Annotated in this window: 21 protein-coding genes; 11 read left to right on the top strand and 10 right to left on the bottom strand. The window is 58.9% G+C overall.

The window, feature by feature from the left end:
- Positions 1 to 64: 64 nt before the first annotated feature.
- On the bottom strand, positions 65 to 874 hold the full coding sequence (locus ACXAD0_RS13800; protein ID WP_475089078.1) for a hypothetical protein: 810 nt from the start codon (positions 872 to 874) through the stop codon (positions 65 to 67).
- Between the two features lie 325 nt (positions 875 to 1,199).
- On the opposite strand from ACXAD0_RS13800, the gene ACXAD0_RS13795 reads away from it, so the two are divergent.
- Both ACXAD0_RS13795 and ACXAD0_RS13790 read left to right on the top strand, forming a co-directional pair.
- Positions 1,200 to 2,810, top strand: a complete 1,611-nt coding sequence (locus ACXAD0_RS13795) for a 5-guanidino-2-oxopentanoate decarboxylase (RefSeq protein WP_475089077.1) — start codon at positions 1,200 to 1,202, stop codon at positions 2,808 to 2,810.
- 48 nt (positions 2,811 to 2,858) lie between these two features.
- On the top strand, positions 2,859 to 4,049 hold the full coding sequence (locus tag ACXAD0_RS13790) for a pyridoxal phosphate-dependent aminotransferase (protein ID WP_475089075.1): 1,191 nt from the start codon (positions 2,859 to 2,861) through the stop codon (positions 4,047 to 4,049).
- A gap of 57 nt (positions 4,050 to 4,106) precedes the next feature.
- Here ACXAD0_RS13790 and nhaC read toward each other — a convergent pair whose 3' ends face one another.
- The 3 genes from nhaC to ACXAD0_RS13775 all read right to left on the bottom strand — a co-directional run bounded on the left by nhaC (position 4,107) and on the right by ACXAD0_RS13775 (position 7,604).
- Positions 4,107 to 5,615, bottom strand: a complete 1,509-nt coding sequence (nhaC, locus tag ACXAD0_RS13785; RefSeq protein ID WP_475089074.1) for a Na+/H+ antiporter NhaC — start codon at positions 5,613 to 5,615, stop codon at positions 4,107 to 4,109.
- Between the two features lie 244 nt (positions 5,616 to 5,859).
- Positions 5,860 to 6,711, bottom strand: coding sequence for an Nmad3 family putative nucleotide modification protein (locus ACXAD0_RS13780; protein WP_475089072.1), 852 nt, complete (start codon positions 6,709 to 6,711; stop codon positions 5,860 to 5,862).
- A 23-nt stretch (positions 6,712 to 6,734) separates the two neighbouring features.
- On the bottom strand, positions 6,735 to 7,604 hold the full coding sequence (locus tag ACXAD0_RS13775; RefSeq protein ID WP_475089071.1) for a LysR family transcriptional regulator: 870 nt from the start codon (positions 7,602 to 7,604) through the stop codon (positions 6,735 to 6,737).
- 93 nt (positions 7,605 to 7,697) lie between these two features.
- On the opposite strand from ACXAD0_RS13775, the gene glyA reads away from it, so the two are divergent.
- The 5 genes from glyA (at position 7,698) to gcvP (ending at position 14,868) form a co-directional block, all read left to right on the top strand.
- Positions 7,698 to 8,972, top strand: coding sequence for a serine hydroxymethyltransferase (glyA, locus tag ACXAD0_RS13770; protein WP_475089070.1), 1,275 nt, complete (start codon positions 7,698 to 7,700; stop codon positions 8,970 to 8,972).
- 5 nt (positions 8,973 to 8,977) lie between these two features.
- On the top strand, positions 8,978 to 10,381 hold the full coding sequence (locus tag ACXAD0_RS13765) for an L-serine ammonia-lyase (RefSeq protein WP_475089068.1): 1,404 nt from the start codon (positions 8,978 to 8,980) through the stop codon (positions 10,379 to 10,381).
- Positions 10,382 to 10,396: 15 nt separating this feature from the next.
- Complete coding sequence (gene gcvT / locus ACXAD0_RS13760) at positions 10,397 to 11,512, top strand: glycine cleavage system aminomethyltransferase GcvT (RefSeq protein ID WP_475089067.1); 1,116 nt, start codon at positions 10,397 to 10,399, stop codon at positions 11,510 to 11,512.
- 83 nt (positions 11,513 to 11,595) lie between these two features.
- Positions 11,596 to 11,967, top strand: a complete 372-nt coding sequence (gcvH, locus tag ACXAD0_RS13755; protein ID WP_475089066.1) for a glycine cleavage system protein GcvH — start codon at positions 11,596 to 11,598, stop codon at positions 11,965 to 11,967.
- Between the two features lie 15 nt (positions 11,968 to 11,982).
- A complete protein-coding gene (gene gcvP, locus ACXAD0_RS13750; RefSeq protein ID WP_475089064.1) occupies positions 11,983 to 14,868 on the top strand; it encodes an aminomethyl-transferring glycine dehydrogenase in 2,886 nt (961 codons plus the stop codon).
- Here the strand turns inward: gcvP and ACXAD0_RS13745 are convergent.
- From ACXAD0_RS13745 to ACXAD0_RS13735, 3 genes are all read right to left on the bottom strand, one after another.
- Positions 14,865 to 15,992, bottom strand: a complete 1,128-nt coding sequence (locus ACXAD0_RS13745; RefSeq protein WP_475089062.1) for an AI-2E family transporter — start codon at positions 15,990 to 15,992, stop codon at positions 14,865 to 14,867. The genes gcvP and ACXAD0_RS13745 overlap by 4 nt on opposite strands.
- 420 nt (positions 15,993 to 16,412) lie before the next feature.
- Positions 16,413 to 16,892, bottom strand: a complete 480-nt coding sequence (locus ACXAD0_RS13740) for a hotdog fold domain-containing protein (RefSeq protein ID WP_475089061.1) — start codon at positions 16,890 to 16,892, stop codon at positions 16,413 to 16,415.
- A 193-nt stretch (positions 16,893 to 17,085) separates the two neighbouring features.
- Positions 17,086 to 18,090 carry an isoaspartyl peptidase/L-asparaginase family protein gene (locus tag ACXAD0_RS13735; protein ID WP_475089060.1) on the bottom strand — a complete coding sequence of 335 codons (1,005 nt, stop codon included), beginning with the start codon at positions 18,088 to 18,090 and terminating at the stop codon, positions 17,086 to 17,088.
- Positions 18,091 to 18,320: 230 nt separating this feature from the next.
- Between ACXAD0_RS13735 and ACXAD0_RS13730 the strand changes: the two genes are divergently transcribed.
- The 3 genes from ACXAD0_RS13730 to arsB all read left to right on the top strand — a co-directional run bounded on the left by ACXAD0_RS13730 (position 18,321) and on the right by arsB (position 21,890).
- Entirely contained in the window at positions 18,321 to 19,172 is an 852-nt protein-coding gene (locus ACXAD0_RS13730; RefSeq protein WP_475089058.1) for a hypothetical protein, read from the top strand.
- Positions 19,173 to 19,214: 42 nt separating this feature from the next.
- Positions 19,215 to 20,633, top strand: coding sequence for a M14 family metallopeptidase (locus tag ACXAD0_RS13725; RefSeq protein ID WP_475089057.1), 1,419 nt, complete (start codon positions 19,215 to 19,217; stop codon positions 20,631 to 20,633).
- Positions 20,634 to 20,861: 228 nt separating this feature from the next.
- Positions 20,862 to 21,890 carry an ACR3 family arsenite efflux transporter gene (gene arsB, locus ACXAD0_RS13720; protein WP_475089056.1) on the top strand — a complete coding sequence of 343 codons (1,029 nt, stop codon included), beginning with the start codon at positions 20,862 to 20,864 and terminating at the stop codon, positions 21,888 to 21,890.
- Between the two features lie 65 nt (positions 21,891 to 21,955).
- Here the strand turns inward: arsB and ACXAD0_RS13715 are convergent, their stop codons facing one another.
- The 3 genes from ACXAD0_RS13715 to ACXAD0_RS13705 all read right to left on the bottom strand — a co-directional run bounded on the left by ACXAD0_RS13715 (position 21,956) and on the right by ACXAD0_RS13705 (position 24,354).
- Entirely contained in the window at positions 21,956 to 22,633 is a 678-nt protein-coding gene (locus ACXAD0_RS13715) for a hypothetical protein (protein ID WP_475089055.1), read from the bottom strand.
- A gap of 142 nt (positions 22,634 to 22,775) precedes the next feature.
- Positions 22,776 to 23,147 (bottom strand): hypothetical protein, encoded by a 372-nt coding sequence (locus ACXAD0_RS13710; protein ID WP_475089054.1) that lies wholly within the window; start codon positions 23,145 to 23,147, stop codon positions 22,776 to 22,778.
- 10 nt (positions 23,148 to 23,157) lie between these two features.
- A complete protein-coding gene (locus ACXAD0_RS13705) occupies positions 23,158 to 24,354 on the bottom strand; it encodes a class I SAM-dependent methyltransferase (protein ID WP_475089053.1) in 1,197 nt (398 codons plus the stop codon).
- 257 nt (positions 24,355 to 24,611) lie between these two features.
- Here ACXAD0_RS13705 and ACXAD0_RS13700 point away from each other — a divergent pair, with 257 nt between their 5' ends.
- Positions 24,612 to 25,505, top strand: a complete 894-nt coding sequence (locus ACXAD0_RS13700; RefSeq protein WP_475089052.1) for a hypothetical protein — start codon at positions 24,612 to 24,614, stop codon at positions 25,503 to 25,505.
- The last annotated feature ends 47 nt before the right edge of the window (positions 25,506 to 25,552 follow it).

Here is a 25,552-nt window from a genome sequence, read left to right as displayed (position 1 = left end):
GTTTCCTGGGAGCTGACTTTTAGGATGGCTTAACTGGTCAGATCTGCACGTTGATTAGGTAACGTCAAGCCGTGCTCACCCGTCGCATCTGCTCTTCGCCCATCCGCAACGTCAGCATTTCCTGTACGCCTTGCTCGCCAAATACCTTGGTGGCGAGTTTGTTCATCGGATCGCGCTCGTAACAGAGTCGGCGCAGCATATGGTCGGTGTCGCGCAGGGCAGGGCGCTCGTTTTGCGGCATAGGCTGTGCCTCGTCGTACCATTTCAGCCAGTGTGCCAGCATCGAGCGGGCGTAGTCTTCGAGAATGCTGATATTGGTGTTGTTCAGGTCTGCCATCAGGCTCTGTGTGGAGGGATTCACCAGGGCACGCATATAAGGGCCGTGGCTCACGGACCATTGGAAGTTACTGTGGCCGCGGAGCGCCAGGTATTCCTCATTGATGGGCGCGTAGTACTTGTCGAGATAGTCGCTGTCCACCAGCAGGTTGCGGCGCGGCATAAAGTCGAAATAGAAAAACAGTTTGGGAATGGTGCCGAATACCATCACAAAATGCGGTACATCGGTGTCCTGCCCCAGATAGGCGGTGGCATTCATATCCAGGATGCTGGCTTTGCGGTTGCCGAGCCAGGAGTTCACCAGCCACTCGCAATCGCCGCCGCTCCAGGCCTGGAAAGAACCTTCGAATTCGCCATTGGGCGAGGTGTAGTATTCGCGATCACGACAGGCCGGTTCCAGTTGCAGCCCGCTGAAGCGGCTGGCAATGGTGCTCTTGATATCCGTCAGGATGCCCCAGCAGCGCTCCCAGGATTCACTCACATCTACATCGGGGTTCTCTGCCAGAAACTGGTCGATGGTCTTCGTATCGGAATGCATGGTGGTCCTCTGCTAGTAGCGGTTTGGAATACTGCGGTATTTCCTTCATATTGGTTGTCGTGCCAGCTCTGATCTGTCGAAATCGTAGAATTTGGTTTTTCGACAGCGTGTGGCGGCTCAGTCAGATCCTGTCGGTCTGGGCGTTTGCCGCATTGACTATTATCAATTCCGTTTGTGTGGTGGGACTGCACCGGGATTTTCCCTGGTTTATTCAATGACAAGTGCGTCGACAGGCGTTTTCTCAGAAGTGGGTGGGCTGCATTGAGGTTTTGTCGCGGTCCCCGTAGCATGGCCGCCCAACCAGAATAAAACGAGTGATTGCGGTATGGCCGATACGGGTGGAGAGGCTTTAGTTAAGCTGTTACAGAACTATGGAGTCGACACCGTGTTCGGCATTCCCGGCGTGCATACTCTGGAGCTGTACCGGGGGCTGCCACAAACGGATATCCGCCATATCCTCACCCGGCACGAGCAGGGTGCGGGCTTTATGGCCGATGGCTATGCGCGGGTGAGCGGCAAGCCGGGTGTGTGCTTTTTGATTACCGGCCCGGGGCTCACCAATGCGGCCACGGCCATCGGTCAGGCCTATTCCGATTCCATTCCCATGCTGGTTATTACCAGCGTGAACGAGACGCCCACCCTCGGCAAGGGCCTGGGGCGCCTGCATGAAACCCAGGACCAGCGTGCGATCAGTGCTCCCCTGACCGCCTTCAGTGCCACCGCCCTGTCGCCGGAAGAGCTGCCCGGGCTGGTTGCCCGTGCGTTTGCAGTGTTCAACAGTGAGCGTCCGCGCCCGGTGCATATCGAGGTACCGATGGACGTACTGGCCGCACCGGTGGCGTATGACTGGACAGAACAGGTGGCCGTGAGCGCGAAGCGACCGGCCCCCTGTGCCGCCGATATCGAACAGGCGCTGGCAATGCTGCAGTCGGCGAAAAGACCTATGATCATTGCCGGTGGCGGTGCGCTGGATGCCGCGGCCGAAGTCCGCGCACTGGCGGAAGCGGTGAATGCACCGTTGTTTACCTCGATTACCGGCAAGGGCATCTTGCCGCCCGGCCATCCGCTCGCGGGGGGCGCGACATTGTGCGTGTCGCCAGCCTGGGACTTTGTCGCCGATGCGGATCTGGTGCTGGCTATTGGCACCGAGCTGGCCGATACCGATTTCTGGCGGGATACCTTGCCGATCAATGGTGCGTTGATTCGGATTGATATCGACAGCGCGAAAATGAATGACCTCTATCCCGCTGCGTTGCCCATCGTGGCGGACAGCCAACAGGCGGCTGCCGCGTTGCTGGCGGCCTGGGGTGACAGCCAGCCCTGCGTCGAAGGTGCCTGGCTCGCGCGCCTGCAGCAATTGCCGGCGCAGGTGAAAGCGGCGCATGCGCCGTTGCAGCAACAGCACCAGCAGGTGCTGGATTGCATTGCCGAGGTGCTGCCGGAGGATGCCCTGGTTTCTACGGATATGACGCAAATTGCCTACACGGGTAACTATGTGTTCGAGAGTCGCGCCCCGCGCAAATGGTTGCATCCAACCGGCTATGGCACGCTCGGTTACGGTTTGCCGGCCGGTATCGGTGCCAAGGTGGGTGCGCCCGAGCAACCGGCACTGGTGATCGCCGGCGATGGGGGTTTCCTGTATACCGTGCAGGAGCTGGCCACGGCGATTGAGGAAATTGACAGTGCACTCGTTGTGTTGGTGTACAACAACTCGAGCCTCGGGCAAATTCGTGATGATATGGTCGAGCGCAAGATTGAGCTGGTGGGCGTATCGCCGCGCAATCCGGACTTTATCGGCCTGGCCACGGCCTTCGGTTGCGAGGTATATCGGCCCGCGTCGCTGGCCGAATTGCGACGCGACCTTACCGACGCGTTTGGCCAGCCCAAAGTCAGCTTTATCGAAGTGGATGCCGAGCGCGTTGCCGGCGCGCTGTGAGATTACCGTGCGGCACACAACAATAACGGAGCAAATCAGAGAGTGGTTATGCAGTACTCAGACTTGACTCAACGCATCGCTGGCGAGGGTTCCAGCGCATGGGATATTCATTTTCGCGCGCAGCGACGTGTGGCTGCCGGCGAGGATGTGGTGATTCTATCGGTGGGGGATCCCGACTTTGATACCCCGGCAGCCATTGTGGAAACCGCCTGTAACGAATTAAAAGCCGGTGCGACCCATTACGCCGATCACCGCGGAGAGCCGGAGCTGCAACAGGTGCTGGCCCGGCGTCACTCTGCCCAGACCCGCGTGGAGACCAGTTCCGAGCAGGTGGTGGTCGTCGCCGGTGCGCAGTGCGGCCTGTACGTGGCTGCGCAGTGCCTGCTCAACCCGGGTGACGAAGTAATTGTGCCGGAGCCCATGTATGTGACCTACGAGGCGTTCCTGCAGGCGACTGGTGCGAAGGTGGTCAATGTGCCCCTGCAGCCGGAGCAGCATTTCAATCTCGATCCGGCGGCAATCGCCGATAAGATTACGTCGCGCACACGCGCGATTCTGGTCAACACACCGAACAACCCCACGGGTGCTGCGGTCGATGGTGAAACCTGGCAGGCACTGGCAAAACTCTGTATCGAACACGATCTATGGTTGATGCTCGATGAAGTGTACGCAGACCTGATGTTTGAAGGGGAGCATTTCCATCCCGGGCAATTACCGGGGATGGAGGAGCGCACTGTTACGATTTCCAGCCTGTCGAAGTCCCACGCGATGACGGGCTGGCGTCTCGGCTGGGTCATCGGCCCGCGGGAATTTGCCGAACACGCCGGCAACCTGACGCTGTGTATGCTGTATGGCAGCCCCTCGTTTGTGCAGAGCGCCGCGGTGACTGCCCTGACGGCAGACCTGCCCGAACTCGACGAGATGCGCTATGCCTACCGCCGCCGCCGCGACCTGATGGTAGCGCGGATGCAGTCGATTCCCGGTATTCGTTGCCATACCCCGGCCGGCGGTATGTTTATGATGCTGGATGTGCGCGAACTCGGTGTGACCTCGGAAGCCTTTGCCGAGCTTTTGCTGGACGAGTTCGGAGTCTCCGTGTTGGTGGGAGAGGCCTTTGGCCCCAGTGCGCGCGGCCATGTGCGGGCGAGTTTCTGCGTGAGTGAGTCCGACCTGGACAAAGCCTGTCAGCGTATCGAAGCCTGTGCCGCAGCTATCCGTGCCGATAGCGCGACTGGCTAGATTCACATTGCGGAAGCGCGCAGATTCTCTATCTGCGCGTTAGCCAGACTTTTCTATTCAGCCGGCAACCGCTGGCTTTTCCGTTGCGGGCACCGTGGTGGTGTCGGTTTCCTTATCTTCTTCATCAATACGGACGATACGGATGTTCAGGAAACCATACGCCAGCGCAACCAGCGGGTTGATCAGGTTGAAGAAACAGAAGGGTAGATAGGCGAGGGTGGCGACTTGCAGGGTACCGGCCATATACACACCACAGGCATTCCACGGAATCAGTGGGGAAGTAATGGTGCCGCCATCTTCTAGACTGCGCGACAGGTTCTCGGGAGCCAGTCCGCGTTTCTTGTATTCCGCTTTCCACATCTGGCCGGGCAGTACGATCGACAGGTACTGATCTCCGGTCAGCACGTTCACGCCCAAGCAGGTGCCCATGGTGGTGGCGATGAGCGAGCCGGTAGAAGAAATCAGTTTCGACAGGGCCCGCATCAGCAGGTCGACGAAGCCAATACGCTCGAGTACTCCGGTCATCATCATCGATGACAGCACCAGCCAAACCATATTGACCATCGACAGCATACCGCCGCGGGAGAGCAGGCTGTCCACCTGTTCGTTACCTGTGTTGATGGTGAAACCGTCGTAGAGGGTGATCCACACTGCGCGGCCAAGTGCCGTGGAGCCCTCGAGCCCCAGCTGGGCAATAAAGTGATTGACCACCGGCATCTGGGTGAGCAGCGCCAGCGCGATGGCAATAATGGTGGCACCGGTAATGGCGAGATAGGCCGGGACTTTTTTCACGGCCATCACCAGCAGCAGGATGACCGGGATCAGGTTGTACCAGGCAATGGTATAGGAGCCGTCCAGCGCGGAGAGAAACGCTGCCACCTGGCTATCCTGACCTTCGCCAGAGGCATTGAAAATGCTCACCAGCACGAAAAAGACCAATGCCAGCGCCATGCTGGGCACGGAAACCCAGCTCATATTGCGAATATGGGAAAACAGGTTACTGCCGGCAATGGCTGGAGCCAGGTTGGTGGTTTCCGACAGGGGGGACATTTTGTCACCGAAGTAGGCACCACTGATCACCGCGCCCGCGGTGATTGCCGGAGACAGCGAAAACCCGTAGGCCACACCCACCAGCGCCACGCCTACGGTAGCGGCGGTAGTCCAGGAACTGCCAATGCAAATTGATACCAGTGCGCAGATCAGCAGGCAGCTCGGATAAAACCACTCGGGGGAGAGCAGCTTCATCCCGACATATAGCAGCGTGGGTACGGCACCGGACAGCATCATGGCGCCGATCAGGGCACCCACAGAAAGGAAAATCAGGTTCGGGACAGCGGTGCGGGCAGTGGCCTGAATAATCGAGGCTTCAATATCGGACCAGCGAATACCGTTCTTGAGGCCGACCATCGCCGCTAGAAAGCCGGTCATCATCATCGCCACCTGGGTGGCACCGGATAGAGAATCGCTGCCAAACAGACCGATGGCGCCACCGAGTACCAGCAGTAACACGGCCCCCAGCAAGACGGCGTCGAGTGTACTCAGGGCATGTTCTTTGGAGGAATGCATAGGGTGGTCCGGGTGTTATTAATGCTTTTACACCGGACCGCATATTGGCCATCAGCGCGTGCGTGTCATCCGAGCGTAACATGGCTGGCGCTCTCAACCCACCGCGGCTCTGCGGGCGGGGTACGCCAGAACCAGCGGAAAGGCGCGGTAAACGTGGGTTTGAAGCCAATTACAATAAAAACAGGAACTGTACGGTCGAGGGAGGCCCTCGGCCAAATTCAGCAAAGCTGAGGGAACCGCGATCTCAGGATGTTCTAAACAAGCTGCGGATCCAGTCCATAACACCGGGGTAGTCGTCCAGATCCAGGACAAATTCCTGACCCCGCGCTGCGGCACTGAGCAAACAGTGTGCCTCCTGCAGTTGCCAGCGATCCAGCTTGCCGTGATAGGTCAGCGGCTGAGCGTTGGTTGGGTAGAAAGCACGCGGTAGTTGCCATTGGCTGGGCTTCGGGCTACCCGGCGCGGTGAGCTGTAATTCCGGTGCAAAGTGCGAGAAAGTGCCGAAGCCCGGCTGTTCGAGATTTTTACTGCCGCCCAGCCGCAAGTGGCAACTGGCCTGATACAGCGTGTTCTGTGCGCCGCGCTCGCCATAAAAATGGGGGTGGTAGCGCGCCCAGGGCAGGGCGTCCGCATCCAGTGATGGTAACGGGTGCACGGAGGCAACCTGGAGCCATCCCCAGATGACATGTCTGGGCGGCTCGGCTTTTACAAAGCGCCAGTGTCCTTTTTGGCGTTCCACCGGGCGGAACAGTCCGAAGAACACAAACAGATCACCCTTTGTGACGCCCTGATTACGCAGGTGCGACTGCGCAGCAGCATCCTGTCCCAGGACGCCGGTCCAGCCTGCTTCGCGGGGCAGTGTGCCCGCTTCGAGATCTGGATCCAGGTGTGCGCGGTGTTGCGTCGTCATTTTTTTGCGTGTCAGGTCCGCCACCAGCTCGCCCGCGTTGACCCCGCTGATCATCAGGTCGCCGTAAGGGATCGGAGACTGGGTATCGGGAATGGGCAGACTGCACAGGCGGCCGTCCGGCAGTATCGGGCTGGGGCAGCCCCCGGATGAGGAATCGAAGCCTTTACGGCTCAGGATCAAGCGCATGGTGCTCTGGCCTTTATCGAACGCTAGTGTGCCAGCAGGCCACTTTGCAAATGCTCGGCAAGTCGCGTGGCCGCCTGGCTGGGGCGACGACTCTTGAAATGCAGCCCAATGCCAATCTCGCCCAGTTTGGGCAGATTCTTTGAGGGTCGCAGGATACGTAGCGATTCTGGCACGGTACTGCGGGTCAGGGCGGTGATGCCCAGTCCGGCCTCAAGCGCCGACTGAATGCCGTTCAGATCGGGAATGGTAAACACATTGCGCCAGCCGATATCTGCAGTGCGCAACACCTGCTCGGCCCGTTGGCGATACATGCAACCCTCCGGCGCCAGCACCAGCGGTAATGGCTTCAGCAGGTGGGCAGAAAACTTGGGACTCGCGACCCAGACCAGATCGTCTTTCAGTACCACCTGTTCATCGGATGCCTCGGATTCTTCCTGCAGGGCCAGAACCAGGTCGAACTGGTCGCGCTTGCCCTTGGCCAGCAAATTGCGGCTCAGATCGCTGGTCACTTCCAGCGACACCTCGGGGTAGCTCTGGGAGAAACTGCCGATAATGCGCGGCAGGAGGACGGAAGCAAACTCGCTGGGGATGCCCAGATGTAGTTTGCCGGTCACTGAACTGCCGGAAAACTCCATTAGTAGCTCGTCGTTCAGGGCGAGAATCTTCTTGGCCTGGTCATAGACACGCAAGCCGCTCTCGGTCACGTTCAGCGAGCGGCCGGAGCGCAGCAGTAGCTGGCGACCGAGTCTTTCTTCCAGTTCCTTGACCTGTCGGCTGATGGCGGGCTGGGTACGTGCGAGCAGCTCGCCGGCCTGACTGAACCCACCGCTGTCGATCACCGTCACCAGTGTGCGCAGCCACTCCATGGGGATGTTCTTGTGGGGTAGTTGCATAAGAAAATCTTATAGAAGAATCAAAACTATAAATTTTTAAAAGTTTATCAGGGGGGCTAGCATCGCTCAATAAATGATAATCAGGAGGCCGCCATGACCCCCGCCGACACCTATCTGCAGCCCGCAGACCCTGAGCTCTTCGCCGCCATTGAGGCCGAACGCCAGCGACAGGAAGATCACATCGAACTGATTGCATCCGAGAACTACGCCAGCCAGGCCGTGATGGCGGCACAGGGCACGGTACTCACCAACAAGTATGCCGAGGGCTATCCGGCCAAGCGCTACTACGGCGGTTGCGAGCATGTCGATGTTGTGGAGCAGCTGGCAATCGACCGTGCCAGGGACCTGTTTGGGGCGGCCTATGCCAATGTGCAGCCGCACTCCGGATCCCAGGCCAATGCGGCAGTCTATATGGCCCTGTTGCAGCCGGGTGATACATTCCTGGGCCTGTCCCTCGATCACGGCGGTCATCTGACCCACGGCGCCAAACCCAATTTTTCGGGCCGCATCTACAATGCGATCCAGTATGGGCTGGATCCAGCCACTGGCGAGATCGACTATGCGGAGGTGGAGCGCCTTGCGGTAGAACACCAGCCGAAGATGATTGTGGCTGGCTTCTCGGCCTATAGCCGGGTGATGGACTGGGCCCGCTTCCGCGCCATTGCCGACAAGGTGGGTGCTTTCCTGTTTGTCGATATGGCCCACGTGGCCGGGCTGGTCGCGGCAGGCAAGTACCCGAATCCGGTCCCCCACGCCCATGTGGTGACCACCACCACCCACAAGACCCTGCGCGGACCGCGCGGCGGCCTGATTCTGTCGAATGATGTCGATGGCCTCGGCAAGAAATTCAATTCACTGATCTTCCCGGGTATCCAGGGCGGGCCGCTGATGCACGTGATTGCGGCCAAGGCAGTGGCACTGCGTGAGGCTGCCAGTCCGGTATTTGCCGATTACCAGCAGGGTGTTATCGATAACGCCCGCGCCATGGCTGCCGTCTTCCAGAGCCGCGGTTTCGATATTGTCTCCGGCGGTACCGACAACCACTTGCTGCTGGTGGATCTGAGTAAGCGCGGCGTGACCGGCAAAGCTGCCGATGCGGCGCTGGGCGCTGCCCATATCACGGTGAACAAAAACACCGTACCCAATGACCCGCAATCGCCGTTTGTCACCAGTGGTATCCGGATCGGCACCCCGGCGATCACCACGCGGGGAATGGGAACCGCCGAAGCGGAACAGTTGGCAGTGTGGATGAGCGACATTCTCGAAGTGCTGGATGATGAGACAAAGCTGGCAGGGGTACAGGCGCATGTACGCGCCCAGGTCAGTGCGCTGTGCGCGGCGTTTCCCGTATACGGTTCAGCAGGTTAAACACGATGTCCCTGAGTGTCTTTGATCTGTTCAAGATTGGAATTGGTCCTTCCAGCTCGCATACCGTTGGTCCGATGAAAGCGGCCGGGCAGTTTCTGCAGCTACTCAAGGCGAAAAAACATTTCGCCAACGTTGGCCGGGTGCAGTCGCTGCTGTTTGGTTCTCTCGGTGCCACCGGTGTCGGGCATGGCACCACCAAGGCGGTCTTGCTGGGATTGGAAGGTGAGCAGCCGGAGCTGGTGGATACCGCGCAGGTAGATGCCCGTGTTGCCGCGATTGAGGTGCAGGGGCATCTCAATCTGGCCGGTGAACGGGTCATTGCGTTTGATCCCGATGCCGATATGCAACTGCACGGCGAGGAAGAATTACCGTATCACGCCAACGGCATGCGCTTCGCCGCGTTCGACGATAACGGTCGCCTGCTATTGGAAGAAACCTTTTACTCCGTCGGCGGTGGCTTTGTTGTCACTGAGGTCGAAGCCGCGGCAGACCAGTCGCTGGATCTGCGTACGACAAAACTCACCTTTGAATTTTCCAGTGGCGAGGAGCTGTTGGCGATTTGCCGGCGCGAAGGGCTCTCAATCAGTGAAATCATGCGCGCCAATGAACGGGCCTGGCGCAGCGAGGCGGAAACCACGGCAGGCCTGCAGCAAATCTGGTCGGTGATGCAGGAGTGTGTCGCCAATGGGATTCGCAACGAGGGCGTGTTGCCCGGCGGACTCGAGGTGAAACGTCGGGCCGCTGCATTGAATCGGCAGTTGTTGAGTCGCCCCGAGGCCTGCCTGTCAGATCCTCTGTCCGCACTGGACTGGGTCACCCTGTATGCGCTGGCGGTGAATGAAGAGAACGCGGCCGGTGGTCGTATCGTGACGGCGCCGACCAATGGTGCGGCCGGGATCGTGCCGGCAGTGCTGCACTACTACATGCGTTTCTCCAAGCAGCCCAGCGCAGGCGACGTCGAGCGCTTCCTGCTGACCGCCGCCGCGGTGGGCATCCTGTTCAAGAAAAATGCTTCGATCAGTGGCGCCGAGGTGGGTTGTCAGGGCGAAGTGGGCTCTGCCTGTTCCATGGCCGCAGCCGGTCTGGCGGAAGTGCTCGGTGGGACGCCGGAACAGGTCGAGAACGCGGCGGAAATCGCCATGGAGCACAACCTTGGCCTGACCTGCGACCCGGTGGGTGGGCTGGTACAGGTGCCCTGTATTGAGCGCAATGCGATGGCGGCCATCAAGGCGATCAGCGCAGCGCGCATGGCCCTGCGTGGCGACGGGCAACACCTGGTGTCCCTCGACAAGGTTATTCGCACCATGCGCGATACCGGGCGGGATATGCAGGACAAATACAAAGAAACCGCACGCGGCGGGTTGGCAGTCAATGTGATTGATGTGCCCGTCAGCGTGATCGAATGTTAACGACGGACCAAGACCATGCCACAGGAATCTCTGAAAACCCCTCTGTACGACCTGCACCTGGAACTGGGTGGCAAGATGGTGCCCTTCGCCGGCTATGCGATGCCCGTGCAGTATGCCACCGGCATTGTGCGCGAACATCAGCACACCCGGGAAGCCATCGGTATTTTTGACGTATCCCATATGGGACAACTGCTGGTGCGCGGTGACAACGTTGCGCAGGCACTGGAAGCGCTGCTGCCGATCGACGTCGCCGGGTTGGAGATCAACCAGCAGTGCTATGGCGTTCTCACCACGGAAACCGGTGGCATTCTCGATGATCTGATTGTTACCCGCTGGTCGGACAATGAATTTTTCCTTGTGGTCAATGCGGCAACGGCAGCGGGTGACCTCGAGCACCTGCAACAGCATCTGCGCGGATGCGATATCCGCGTGCTGGGCCAGCGCGCGTTGCTGGCGGTGCAGGGGCCGCAGGCGGCCGAACTGATTGGCGAGCTGGCGCCCGCGACCCGCGCGTTGACCTTTATGCATGGTGTGCATACCACGCTGCTGGATCACGATTGCTACATCACCCGTTCCGGCTATACCGGCGAAGATGGCTTTGAAATCTCCGTCGCGGCATCGGCGGTGGAAGCAGTGACGCGTGCGCTGTTGAACGACCCGCGTACCGCCATGATTGGTCTCGGTGCCCGCGATACGTTGCGGCTCGAAGCGGGGCTGTGCCTGTACGGTGCCGACATGGATCGAACCACTTCGCCGATCGAGGCCAGCCTGCAGTGGAGTATTGCGCGTTCCCGTCGCGTGGACGGCGACAAGGCCGGTGGCTTCCTGGGGGCAGAAACCGTCTTCGCACAGTTGGCAGAAGGGCCGACTCGCAAGCGCGTTGGCTTTACCGTTGCCGGTAAGGTTCCGGTGCGCGCGGGCGCAGACATTATCGATGCGGCGGGCAATATCGTTGGCAAGGCGACCAGCGGTGGCTTTGGCCCGACCCTGGGCGCGTCTATCGGGATGGCCTATGTAGACCGCGGTTACGAAAAAGCCGGAACGGAATTGCGCGCGCTGGTGCGTGGCAAGCCGGTGGCCATTGCGGTGGCAAAAACCCCGTTCGTTCCGCAGCGGTATTACCGCGGCTAACGCATAACCTCACTCCAAAATTCCAGAATTAGTTGAATCGCGTCGCCGCTGAGCGGCGCTGTGTCATAGAAGGACGAAACAGCATGAGCAACGTGAAATATACCGAATCCCACGAGTGGTTCCGCACAGAGGGGGATCTGGTTACTGTGGGAATTACCGACTATGCGCAGTCGCAGCTGGGCGACGTAGTGTTTGTGGAGTTGCCTGAGACCGAGCGTGCGCTGGATGCGGGTGAAGAAGCTGCCGTCATCGAGTCGGTCAAAGCCGCAGGGGATATCTCACTGCCGTTTGCTGCGACCGTGGTCGAAGTAAACAGCGCCGTCGAGGAAGATCCGGAACTGGTAAACCGCGATCCGGAAGGCGAGGGCTGGTTTTTCCGCGTGCGCCTGGCCGACACCGGTGCGCTGGATGCATTGCTGAGCGCAGATCAATATGCCGAGCAAGCGGGCAACTGAGGGCGGAGAACAAGCATGCTACAGGTAAAGAACACCCTGGTGGAACTGGAAGATCACGCCGAGTTTTCCCGTCGGCATATCGGTCCGGCGCAGGCTGACATCAATGCCATGCTGGCTGCCTTGGGGCACACCAGCCTGGATGCGTTTATCGATGAGATCGTGCCCGCACATATTCGCCAGACGGCGCCGCTATCGATCGAAGAGGGTATTCGTGAGCACGAGGCACTGGCAGAAATTCGTGCGCTGGCAGAACAGAACCGACCACTGCGATCGTTTATCGGCCAGGGCTATTACGGTACCCGCACGCCGAATGTCATCCTGCGCAATATTCTCGAGAATCCGGCCTGGTATACGGCCTATACGCCGTACCAGCCCGAGATCTCCCAGGGGCGTTTGGAAGCCCTGTTTAATTTCCAGACGCTGGTCAGTGAGCTGACCGGGATGGACCTGGCCAATGCCTCGATGCTCGATGAGGCCACTGCGGCGGCGGAGGCCATGACGCTCTGCCAGCGGATGAGTAAGTCCAAGTCACGGGTGTTTTTCGTCGACGCAGATTGCCTGCCGCAAACCATTGAAGTGCTGCAAACCCGTGCCGAACCGTTGGGTATCGAGCTGGTTGTCGCCGATCCCGCGCAGGGTCTTGGTGACCTCGAAGTGTTTGGGGCATTGCTGCAATACCCGGGTGCCGGCGGCGGCGTGCAACATCATCACGGGCTGATCGAAGCGGTGCATGCCCAGCGCGGTCTGGTGGTAATGGCAGCGGATATCCTCAGCCTGATGCTGCTCACTGCGCCGGGTGCGCTGGGCGCAGATGTCGCGATTGGCTCGACCCAGCGCTTTGGCGTGCCCATGGGCTTCGGTGGCCCGCACGCGGCTTATATGGCGACGCGACAGGCTTACAAGCGCTCCTTGCCCGGGCGCCTGGTAGGCCAGTCGGTAGACAGTAATGGCAACGTGGCGTTCCGCCTCGCCTTGCAGACCCGCGAGCAACATATCCGCCGCGAGAAGGCTACTTCCAATATCTGTACCGCGCAGGTTTTGCTCGCGGTGATGGCCTCCATGTATGCGGTGTACCACGGTCCCGAAGGTCTGAAGAATATCGCCAAACGCGTCCACCACCTGACCAGTGTGCTGGCCCTCGGGTTGCGCCAGCTGGGTGTCACCGTGGCCAACGACACCTGGTTCGATACGTTGACCCTGCAGGTGGATGCCGAAGCGGCGGCGCTGCATCAGGCCGCGCACGCGCGTGAGTTCAATCTGCGTGCGATCGACGATAACCGGGTGGGTGTTTCCCTGGATGAAACCTCGACCCGCGAAGACATTGAAGCGATCTGGTCGCTGTTTGCCGGAGAGACGGCGCCGGATTTTGCCGCGCTGGAATCCGAGGTGGCTCCGGTGTTGCCCGGAGAGCTGCTGCGCAATGACCAGCCGCTGTCCCAGGAAGTGTTTAACCGCTATCACTCCGAGACTGAAATGCTGCGTTACCTGCGTGGCCTGGCCGATAAAGATATCGCGCTGGATCGCTCGATGATTCCGCTTGGTTCCTGCACCATGAAGCTCAATGCCACTGCCGAGATGATCCCGGTAACCTGGCCCGCGTTTGCCAATGTGCATCCGCTGGTGCCGGCGGATCAGGTGCGTGGCTACCTGCAGCTGGTGGAATCTCTGGAAGCCATGCTGTGCGAAATCACGGGTTATGATGCGATTTCCCTGCAACCCAATGCGGGCTCCCAGGGGGAATACGCCGGCCTGCTGGCCATTCGTGCTTACCACGCCAGTCGTGGCGAAAGCGGTCGGGATATCTGCCTGATTCCCAGCTCCGCCCACGGTACTAATCCCGCGTCTGCACAGATGTGCGGAATGCGCGTGGTGGTGGTGAAGTGTGACGAGCACGGCAACGTGTGCCTGCAGGACCTGCGTGCGCGGGCGGAAGAGCACGGCGAGCGCCTGGCGGCGATTATGGTGACCTATCCCTCCACCCACGGCGTGTTTGAAGAGGGCATCGACGAAATTGCCGATATTGTGCATGGGCATGGTGGGCAGGTGTATATCGATGGTGCCAACCTCAACGCAATGGTGGGGCTGTGTCAGCCGGGCAAGTTCGGTGGCGATGTGTCGCACCTGAACCTGCACAAAACCTTCTGTATTCCACACGGTGGCGGTGGCCCTGGTGTTGGGCCGGTTGCCGTGCGTGCGCATCTTACGGAGTTCCTGCCGGGCTCTATTGCCGGTGGCAGCGGCGCTGGCCATCGTGGTGGCGTGCCGGTATCGGCGGCGAGTGTGGGTTCGGCGAGTATTCTGCCGATTACCTGGATGTATATCCGCATGATGGGCCGCGCAGGGCTGCGCAGCGCGACTGAGGTGGCGATCCTGAATGCCAACTATATTGCGCACCGTCTGGAGGGCAGTTATTCAATTCTGTATCGCGGTAGCAATGGTCGTGTGGCGCACGAGTGTATCGTTGACCTGCGTCCGCTAAAGGACTCCAGTGGGATCTCCGTGGAGGATGTGGCCAAGCGACTGGTGGACTACGGTTTCCACGCGCCGACCATGTCGTTCCCGGTAGCCGGTACCCTGATGATCGAGCCGACGGAAAGTGAATCCCTGCAGGAGCTGGATCGTTTCTGCGATGCGATGATCCAGATTCGTGCGGAAATCGCCAGGGTCGAGCAGGGCGATTGGCCGCTGGATAGTAATCCCCTGGTCAACGCGCCGCACACAGCCGAGGTGCTGGTCGATGAAAGCTGGGGGCATGCCTACAGTCGTGCCGAAGCCGTCTATCCGTTGGAGCGCCTGCGCCAGGAAAAGTACTGGCCACCCGTGGGCCGGGTCGACAACGTTTATGGGGATAAGAACCTGATCTGTTCCTGTCCGGCGATTGAAGACTACATGGAGAGTTAATCCGGCTGCTTTCTTGCGGATGGTGCCGCGACTGCGTTGGACTCTGTTGAGGGCAGCGCACGAGCGGCACGGGCGCTTTCGAGCGTTTTCTGAAAGATATCCCAAACGGTAATGAAAACGCCGGTGATGACCGGTCCAATAATCAATCCGGTTGCGCCGAACATGGCAAGACCGCCAAAAGTACCGATCAGTACCATCAGATCGTTCAGTTGGGCTTCGCGACCGACTAACCACGGACGAAGCACGTTGTCCGCCAAGCCAACCACAACCGCGCACCAGGCCGCCAGCCCGATGGCGCTCACCGTTTCGCCGGTGAATGCCAAATAGATGACCGCGGGAATCCAGATGATTGAGGGGCCGACGGCCGGAATAATCGAGGCGAAGGCCATCACGACTCCCCAGAATGCCGCCGCCTGAATCCCTGCGACTGCAAAAGCAATGCCGCCCAGTGCACCCTGTACGACGCCGATCACCAGTGTCCCCTTAATGGTCGCACGGCTCACGGAAACCACTCTTTCGACCAGCTGCTTTTGTGCGTCAATCGTCAACCCGGAGAAATGCGCAAGCTGCGCCAGAACGGTCGTCTTCTCCTGTAGGAAGAACACCATTGCATACGCCATGACGAAAAGGTTGAGGAAGAAATGCGCGGTTCCTTTAGTAGCGGCGGACACGATGGACAAAAAGAGTGAGGCCAGCCTGCCAGCAAGCTCGCCCGCCTTCGCTGCGATCTGTGGGCCGAGTGCTTCGAGCTTATCCCTGAACGGTACCCAGTCCGGTAGCTGGATTGCCGTCCAGTCCGCGCCCAGTTTTTGGACAAAACCACTGAGGCTTGCGACCAGTTCGCTCGCCTGGGTTGCGGCGATATAAACGATGACGAGGGTCGGTGCCAATACACCGATCAGTAAGATGATCAGGGTGATCACCGCGGCAATCCCTTGTCGTCCCCCGACGAAAGCACTGACTTTTTCCTGCAGCGGGGCCGCCATCGCGCTAAAGATTGCCGCGAGTAAAAGCGCGACAAGAAAGTCCCGGATCATGCCGAAGAACAGTGCAGTGATCGTCAACGTCGCCAGGCCTGTAGCCCAGAGTGTTGTGCGACCGGGACTTGTAACGACGTCGGACATCGCTGAACGCTCCTCTGCGGATTACCAGGGAAAGTAGAAGCGTAGACAATGACGGCATGGCGGGATTTTAAGCGGGCAGGGCAATGTTACCGGCCCTCTGAGTCTTCCTACCGTTTATTCAATGACGATGAGCAGAAGACGTGTCGAGTGGCCAGATGACTTCATGTTGGTCCCACCATGTCATCCAGCGGGGTAATAGTCTCTGGGGGCTTTTCAGTGCCGGGCAGGATGGCTCGAGCCGGCAGGTTAAAGCGGCTCTCTAACTCTCGCATCGGGTATTGAGCGCTTCAAACAAGCGATAAAGCACCAGTTTGCCTGGCGGGTGGGGAAGGGCCGTTGGGCAAGCTGCTATGGGCACTGGTCCCGCGGATCGTGCATCCTTCAGGCAGGTGATCTGGCGCCCCTCGGGGGCCCAACAAATTACTGCTTTTTCGGCGAGATACGCATGGTGATATCTGCGTGGAAGACCTCTTCATCGTTCTCGTCAAAGACGCTCACCGGCATCACCACATCCTGAGCTGTGTCCCACTGATAGTGCTCCACCTGACACACTGCGCGTAGGTCGGTCTTGGCCATCTTCAGGTATTGCACCGTCATGCCCACCGGGATCCAGCGGAAGTTAGCGCTGAGTGAGACGTCCAGGCAGACGCCACCCGCCAGCTCTGCCGCATTACACATGGCAATCGCGTGCACGGTCTTGATGTGGTTGGTGACGGCGCGACGCTTCTTCAGCTTCACTTCGACCAGCCCCGGTTTTACCTGGCTGAATACCGGTTTGATCGAGCTGAAATAGGGCGCGTTGAAGCAGACGACTTTGCTCACAATCCAGCGGCCGAAGCCACTGCCGCCAAGGCTTTTCCAGAGCTTAAGAATCGGGCTTTTGGAGGGGACGTAAGACATGCAGTGACTCGATCGGTTCGTTGCTATTGGCAAGAGGTTAGGCCTTTAGGGTAGGGCCAGAGGGTTGAAAAGTAACTGGTCTTTTGTGACGTCTTTCATGACGCATTTCATGACGTATTTCATGGCATGACCGGTGTGTGCATCGGTCGCTCAGGGGACACGCCCGAGTCGCGCCCCCTTATCCTCGCTTGACTCAGGGAGACGGGGCTTCGTCTTTATAGATCCCGATTCCCTGCTTGCCATCGGACAGTCGCCAGGCTCGGTACATGCCTGCGGTGTTGAATTCCATGGCGATATTGCCGTCCTTGTCCATGGCGACAATGCCGCCGGTGCCGCCCGCGGGCAGCAGGATATCGTGGATCACTTTGTGCGCAGCGGCCTTGAGGGGTTGATTGCGATAGAGCATCCGGCTGCAGATATCCGCCGCCACATGGAAACGAATAAAATACTCGCCATGGCCGGTGGCGGATACCGCGCAGCTTTCATTATCGGCCCAGGTGCCGGCACCGATAATCGGGGAATCGCCGACCCGACCCCAGCGCTTGGCGGTCATGCCGCCGGTGGAGGTACCAGCCGCCAGATTACCGTCCTTATCCAGCGCGGCCACGCCCACAGTACCGAACTTGTAGTCACTCTCTGAAGGGTTGAAGGCGGTACCTGCCGCTTCCATTTTTTCCTTCACTTCCTCCAACTGTTTCAGGCGGAAATCGGTATCGAAATAGCTGTTGTCCACCAGCGGCAATTTCACGTGGCGAGCAAACGCGTCAGCCCCGGCACCGGCCAGCATTACATGGTCAGACTGGTCCATGACCGCATGCGCCGCGAGGATGGGATTCTTGACGGTCTTTACGCTGGCAACGGCGCCCGCATTGCGATTGCTGCCGTCCATGACTGACGCATCCAGTTCGTGCTGGCCCTCATAGGTGTACACCGCACCTTTGCCCGCATTGAACAGAGGGGATTCCTCCAGAATGATGATGGCGGTGGTCACTGCTTTCATCGACGAGCCCCCGTTTTCCAGCACCTTGTATCCCGCATCGCGGGCTTCAGCTAGCTTGGCTCGGATCTCGGCTTCCTGTTTGTCACTCAGCTTGTCGCGGGTGATGGTCCCGGCACCGCCATGCAGGACGAGCCCGAATTTGTCTGCCCATGCGGGGGCAGCCAGTAGGAGGAGGGTAGTGACCAGAAGATGTTTCATTGTTATTGGGCCTTGTGGTTTGTCGGCGACGGCAATGGATAACTTCCGTTTCGGGTGGAAAACCATCCCGCCCACTACGCAGCAACCACATATCGGTGGCGGTGATAGGTCGCGGTTTCCCTTTGGAAGATCCCTGTGGTTACCTTAACCCAGCTTGTGATGCTCTGCGACCAGTGTGACTGCGCAAGAGCGACGAAACCCGGAAGGCCTGATCAGCAATGGGGCTCTTTATGCGGTACTACCTGCGTAATCTGTTAATGAGTATTTCGGTTTTCGCCGTGGTTCCTGCAGTGGCGGGTGGCGGCAACATCCAATCTGCGGAGCAACCACAGGGGCTTGAATGGCGGAAAATAGATCCGCTCTGGTCGATTGCCCGTCGCGTTGACGGGACGAGCTCGCGCAATGATTTTCTGGTGTTATTCCCGGGATACTCGGTGCAGCGCAGCTGGGCCGAGCAGTGGGCGCAGGCATTGTTGTATGAGCCGAACTTGGCCGAAGTGGATACGGTGTGGACCTTTGCCGGCCCGCAGAGTGTGTTTTATGAAGAGCGCGAGCTTCCCCTTGAGCGCAGTGTCGAGCGGCTGGCATCACAAGTGGTGTCTGGTCGGTTAGTGGTTGTGGCCCATTCCAGTGGCAGCTTTCCCGCACACCGTTGGTTAAATCTGATCGCCAACCATTCCGTGTTGGCCGAACGTCTTGCCGGGAAAGTGCATTACGTCAACCTGGACGGTGGCAGTGGCAAGGGGTTACCGGGTGGTGACCTGGCTATAGGCGAATCTGCGCGTGCACTACTGGCGGGAGGGTTTGCGGTGTCGGCACGGGACCAGCGGACCGGCAGCTTTTCCGCGAACCACGCCGATATGCGCGAGATGGCCAACAGCGATGCGGGCAAGTTCCAGCATGTGCTGTTATCGGTAGATTCCGGTTGCGCCAGGTCAGCGGGCTGGTGCCTGCATGATGCACTGATTATTCATCGCCCCCACAATCCGCAGTCGTTCGATTTACAACGGGACTACACCGGGTTTTCTATCGAGAGAACCGTGAATGCGGACTGGTGGCCGGCGAACAAAGACAAACGATAAGTAACAAATAACTGCACGAGTTAGTACTGGGGGGTAGGGAATATGAAACGATGGTTAGGGCTTATGGTGGTGGCGAACGTGTTACTGGCAGGGTGCGCCGACGAGCAGGCTGAGCGAGCAAATCCGGTGAGTATGGACGGGGAAGCGTATCAGCACTATAAAACTCCGGGGCTCGACCAGCCGGTGATCCGACAGCGGGATATTCTGCCGCTGATTGAAGCGCTTCGGGAGCAGCCGTTGCTGTCGGTAGAGCAGATTGGTGAATCCTACGAGGGGCGTCCCCTGTTCAGTATTGCACTGGGTCAGGGTGAAACCCGGGTGTTGATGTGGTCACAGATGCACGGCGATGAGCCGACAGCGACGCCGGCATTGTTTGATTTACTGAATTACATCACCGCGCCCGAGCAGGCAGACTGGCGCGCGCAGTGGATGGACAAAATAAGCCTGGTGATTGTCCCAATGCTCAATCCGGATGGTGCCGAGCGCAACGCCCGTCACAATGCCCAGAGTTTCGATATTAACCGCGATGCCAAGGCCCTGCAGTCACCCGAGGGCAGGGTGCTGATGCAGTTGGCCAGGGATTTCAAACCGCACTTTGGGTTCAACCTGCATGACCAGAGCCGCTACTATGGTGTCGGCGATACGGGTAAGATGGCGACCATTTCTGTCCTGGCGCCCGCTTACAATGCCGCGCGGGAAGTCAACCAAAGTCGTGGCGATGCCATGCGACTAATCGGCGAACTGGTACAGCATATTCACCCCATGCTGGGTGAGCACATTGCCAAGTATGATGATACCTATGCGTGGCGTGCGTTCGGTGATACGTTTTCCGAAATGGGCATCAGTACCATCCTGATCGAATCCGGTGCCCACCCCAGTGACCCTAACCGACAGGTGGCGCGACAAATGAATGTGCACATGCTGTCGGCAGCCATCGACAGTATTGCCTCCGGTTCCTACCGTGCGGTCTCCCGCGATATCTATGACAACCTCCCGTTCAATGAAGACGATGCGCTGGTGGACCTGAAGATTACCAATGTTCAGGCAGGGGAACTGTCCTATCGCACAGATATCGGTATCCGTGAGCGATTCGGGCAGGTCACGGTTGTTGAAGTCGGCGATCTGTCCAATCTGACGGGCGCGGCGCAGTTTGACGCGGATGGTGCGCAGTATCGAATGGCGAAACCCTATGTTTTGCAGGACGGTGAAGTGCTGGAACTGACAGATCAGCGGTATTTGGCATTGCTGCGCCAAGAGTTCGGCTATTTTGTCGGAGACAGCGCGCAGCTGGTTCGCGAGACGCAGTTTCCGGTGGTGATCAACCCGCAGCGGTTGCAGGGCGAACTGCCAACCCGGCGACGCAATGCGACCTTTCTACTGGCCAAGGACGGGAAAGTGCAACTTGCCGTTTTGGATGGTGAGATGATTCGCGTTGAGCCTGCGCAATCCTCCGACGGCTAAAAGGACTATTTGTGTGACGTTAGAAGATCGCAGGGGCGTGCCGTGGTGCGCCCCATTTTGATCGTCTCAGACCGCCTGTTCTTTTTGGCACTTGTCGCTTTGAGCTGGCCGCGTTGACGCTGCGTCTGTTTCCCCCTCTCGTGCCAATAACTCGCTAGGCTTGTTGGAATAGCCTCGCCAGATTTTCTCTCGGTGAAGGCGTGATATTCCTTCTTCGCGGATGCCGTCATGCGCAGAGCCATCAGTTTTATCGATAAAACCCTGACCCTCTGGATCTTCCTCGCCATGGGTGTCGGTGCATTGCTGGGGTACTGGGTGCCGGGAGTCCCGGAATGGCTGAATTCCATGGGGTCTGGTGCGGTCAACCTGCCGATTGCCATCGGACTGATCCTGATGATGTATCCGCCACTGGCGAAGGTGGATTACTCCCTGCTGCCAAAGGTGTTCCGCAACCTCAAAGTACTCGGCATCTCCCTGTTCCTGAACTGGATTGTCGGTCCGGTTTTGATGTTCATTTTGGCCATCCTCTTTTTGCGTGACTATCCGGAATACATGGCGGGGGTGATCCTGATCGGGCTTGCCCGTTGTATCGCCATGGTTCTGGTGTGGAATGACCTCGCCGAAGGGTCCTCGGAGTATGCGGCCGGGCTGGTGGCACTGAATTCAATTTTTCAGGTGTTTCTCTACAGCTTTTATGCCTGGCTGTTTATTACCAAGCTGCCGCCACTGCTGGGTTTTGAGGGCGCCATTGTCGATATCTCTATTGCCACCATTGCGGAGTCGGTTGCCATCTATTTGGGCATTCCTTTTGCTGCCGGGTTCCTTACCCGCGTATTGCTGGTGCGCTGGAAGGGCAAGACCTGGTACGAGCAGGTATTTATTCCGGCGATTTCGCCCATTACCTTGTTGGCACTGTTGTTCACGATCGTGATGATGTTTTCCCTGAAAGGGGAAGTGATCATCGAGATTCCGATGGATGTGGTGCGGGTCGCGGTACCGTTGATCTTCTATTTTGCTCTGATGTTTTTCATTGGCTTTTACGTCAGTAAGGCAAAGGGAGCGCCTTACCCGCAAAACGCGGCGATTTCCTTTACTGCCGCGGGCAATAACTTTGAGCTGGCGATTGCGGTGGCGATTGCCGTGTTCGGTCTGAATTCCGGTCAGGCTTTCGCGGCGGTGGTGGGGCCATTGGTAGAGGTGCCAGCACTGATACTGCTGGTGCGGGTGGCCTTGCGGCTGCGGTCGATCTATTACTGAGGGGAGCGTGTTTGAGGACAGCGGGCAGAGATGCCTCCACCCGCTGTTTTCTGTGAGGCAAGGTATTAGAACGGCTTGGTCGCACCCAGGAAGGCGACGGTGCCGATGCCAATCCAGTACAGGTAGGCCAGGCGGCGACCGGTACGGATGGAGCGCTCCAGGGTGGCTTCTACCTGTTCATCATCGCGCTCGGCGAGGATACGGAACATGGTGGTCCACTCGCGCATGATAAAGCGCAGTTTCAGTCCGATCATCAGCAGCAGCGAGAAGATCAGGATCTTGGTGGAGAACCACAGGGTGCCGGTGGTGCCGGAGAAGGGACCGTAACCGAGCAGGGAGGAAATACTCGCGATCAGCGTGAGCGGAATAAAGATAAAGCGCAGCGCTTCATCAATCTTGGTCAGGCGGATACCACGGTCGGTTTCACGGAAGAAGAAGGCAGCCCAGCACAGTGCCAGCCAGGCACCGAAGATTACCCAGTTCGCAACCAGCCAGATACCACCAAACGGCTGCACGCCCCAGAGGTAGCCCATGTGGAAGCCCAGCGGGAACAACAGCAGGATGCCGGTGCGAGCCAGGATATCGATTCGGTAGGCGGTTTCCATGTGCCGGCGGCGTTCGTCCATCGGCAATTTACGGTTGACCACGTTATAGGAAGTCTGGAAGACACCCCATTCGCCACCCAGCCAATAGACCATGGCGACAATGTGGAACCACTTGAGTACACCCAATCCAGTAATCATGTCGTTACCTCGATTTCACTCTTATTCTTTGCCAGCTTTATTGTTGTCGGCGGATCCGAAGATTCGCCCGATGCTTGCCAGCTTATGATCGCCGCTTTCGCGGCGAGACTACATTTGTCAAACGGCGAAAATTTTTGTCGCCTTAAATTTCTGACAGTTCCTGGATCACGTCGTCGAGCTTGTTTTCGCTGTTACAGCGCTTGGTTTCCTCGACTGCCTCGCGTTCCTGCTGCACAACACGCAGGATGCGCGCGATGAACTCCTGCTGCATCAGGCCGCGTTCATCGGACTGTGCACGCGTGGGCTTGAAGGCTTCGATCTCATCCTGGTTCAGCAGGCCCTTGCTCTCCAGCAGGCGCTCGACGGTATCGAGTCGCTCGCGGGTGACCGCCAGCTCGCCGGCCATGGCCATGACGATACTCATCAGTCGTTCGGTTTCCTGACTTTGGAAAAACTGCGGACGCTTGCCTTTGGCTTTGGTGCCGGCCAGGGAAATATAATCTTGTTCCATCATGTCTCTCCCCTTATTTGCTGGCCACGTAAACATGCCAGGCGGGTTTGCGGCCATAGTCTTCGGCCTGGTCATCGGATTTTGCGGCGCTCGGGAACAGCGTCTCATCCACAACCGCGGCGAGTCCGATAGAGGTCATGTTTGCCCGTGCAAAACCGGCATTTTCCATAATTTCGAATACGTCCAGGTCATGCATGGTGCCCCAGAAGGGCTCGTTGTTGTTGCGGCTGTCCCAGTCACGCATGAACTGCTCAAACAGTGGCATGTCATCGGTGAACTGGGGTTGCTCCACATGTAGCACCTTGCCACCCTCTGCGGTGAGGCGGAAGGTCTCATTGAGAATACGGGGCAGCGCAGTAGACGACAGCTCATGCAGGAACATGCAGGTGATCACCAGGTCGAAGCTGCCATCGGCATAGTCGAGCTGCTCGGCGTTGGCCTGGCGGAAGGTAATGTTATCGACGCCGAGGGACTTGGCCCGTGCGTGCGCATAGCGCAGGACCGGCGCGCCCACATCTACGGCCACGATTTCGGTATCTGGGAAGGCCTGTGCCAGTGGCACGATGTTGTGGCCTACAGTACAGCCGATATCGAGGATTCGACGGGGTTTGAAACCCTGCTTGGCCTGCTCGCGCAGCCACTCGACAAGGGCCTGGCCGCCGCCATCGCTGTATTGGCCGAGCATGCCCGCGGTGGTGACAAACAGCCCGGAGTCGTAGTTGGCGCCAACGGAAATGTCGTCTTCACAGTACGCGGTGTAGTAACAGCCGGGCATGCAGTGAATATCGACGGCGCTGACGTAGCGGGGCACTTCAACGGAATCGTCCAGCTGGAGCTGCGCGGAACCCTCGTTCAGCTGGGCCGCCTTGCGATTGAGTTCGTCCCACTGACGGTACACCACCGAGCGACCGTTCTGCTGGCGCATCTCCATGGTGTTGCGGCGCAGGGAGCTCCAGGTCTGGTAGTACGGATCGGCCTCCATCAAGCGACGGACTTCCTGGCGGCTTTCCGGTGCGCGACCATTGGCCTTCTCGAACTTGGGCTTGGCGCGATGTTCGTAGGCGGCCTGAACGCCGGGCATGACGCTTTGCGCCAGATGGGCGTTCAGGTTGGTCAGGAAGTTGAAACGCGCGGTTTCATCGTGGGTGGCCTCGGGAAAGACACCGTGTTTGCCAACAACGTGCCATCCGGGGGGAACAGATCTGGTCATGGTCCAGCTCCATCGCTTAGTCTGGGATCGTTAGTAGTGCTGCGTTCACGCAGGATACGGTGAACGGCACCAGTGGGATGGAATCCAGTGTATGGGCGCCCGGACTAGCCGCCATGACATATATCAAGCCAATTACGACCCCCCAGCGCTATGCTGTTCGCACTGTTCCGGCGAGGGCCGGAGGCCGAATCTGGCGGCCAACTAAGTAAGCCCGGCTGCCTCGAGGTATCGGCAGCCCGAAGAGAGAGCAGAGCACCGTGACCGAACAAGCCATTTCCACCCTGGGGCCCTCTTGCCTCGCCACACTCGTATGCCGTGAACTGACCCCTGTGGCGAGTGCCTACTGCGAGTTTCTGCACCTGCAACCGCTTGAGTCGTCTCCGGTCAGCGCAGCGCTGGCGGATCTGTGGCAGGCCCCGGAACTGGAGGGCAAGCACAGTCAATTGCTGGCCAATGCACTGGGTGAACCCTGGTTACGCCTGGTAGAGGACCCCAACGCCGAGCGCCTGACCCCTCTGGCCTACCACGGTTGGCTGGCGCTGGAAGTGCTGGTTGAGGATGTCGACACGTTGGTCGCGGGGCTTGAGGGCTCGCCGTTCGAAGTATTGCGACCGGTAGCGGATTTGGAGTTGTCAGATCAGATCCGCGCCTGTCAGGTTTCCGGACCCTGTGGTGAGGTGTTGTATCTCACCCAGATCAAGGGCGACGTGCCGCCGTTTGACCTGCCGCGTGCACGTTGTGCCGTCGATCGCCTGTTTATCCCGGTGATGAGCGCACCGGATCGTGCAGCCTCAATGGCGTTTTACGATCGCTTCCCCGGTACCAAAGGCCTGAGCTTTGATACCAAAATCACCGTCGTTAATCAGGCGCACGAGCTGGATATCCATCGCCAGCACCCGGTGGCGACGATGCTGCTACGGGACCAGTGCCTGATCGAAATCGACCAGCTGGATATGCTCAAACCCCGTCCACAACTGCCCGGCCGCCTGCCGGCCAATATTGCCAGTATCAGCTTTGAAGTGGACTCCCTGGATGTGCCAGTGGAGTGGGTGAGCGCACCGCGGGTAGTGAGCGATACCGTCTACGGTGGACGGCGTGTAGGGCTGGCCGTTGGCGCTGGTGGAGAGTGGGTCGAATTGATCGAGCGCTGAGTAATCTGCGAAAGAAAAAGGGGCTGCACTGCAGCCCCTTTTTTTGT

The sequence above is a fragment of the Microbulbifer sp. ABF4_148 genome (assembly GCF_056158985.1).
This window is presented reverse-complemented; position numbering and strand designations above follow the sequence as displayed.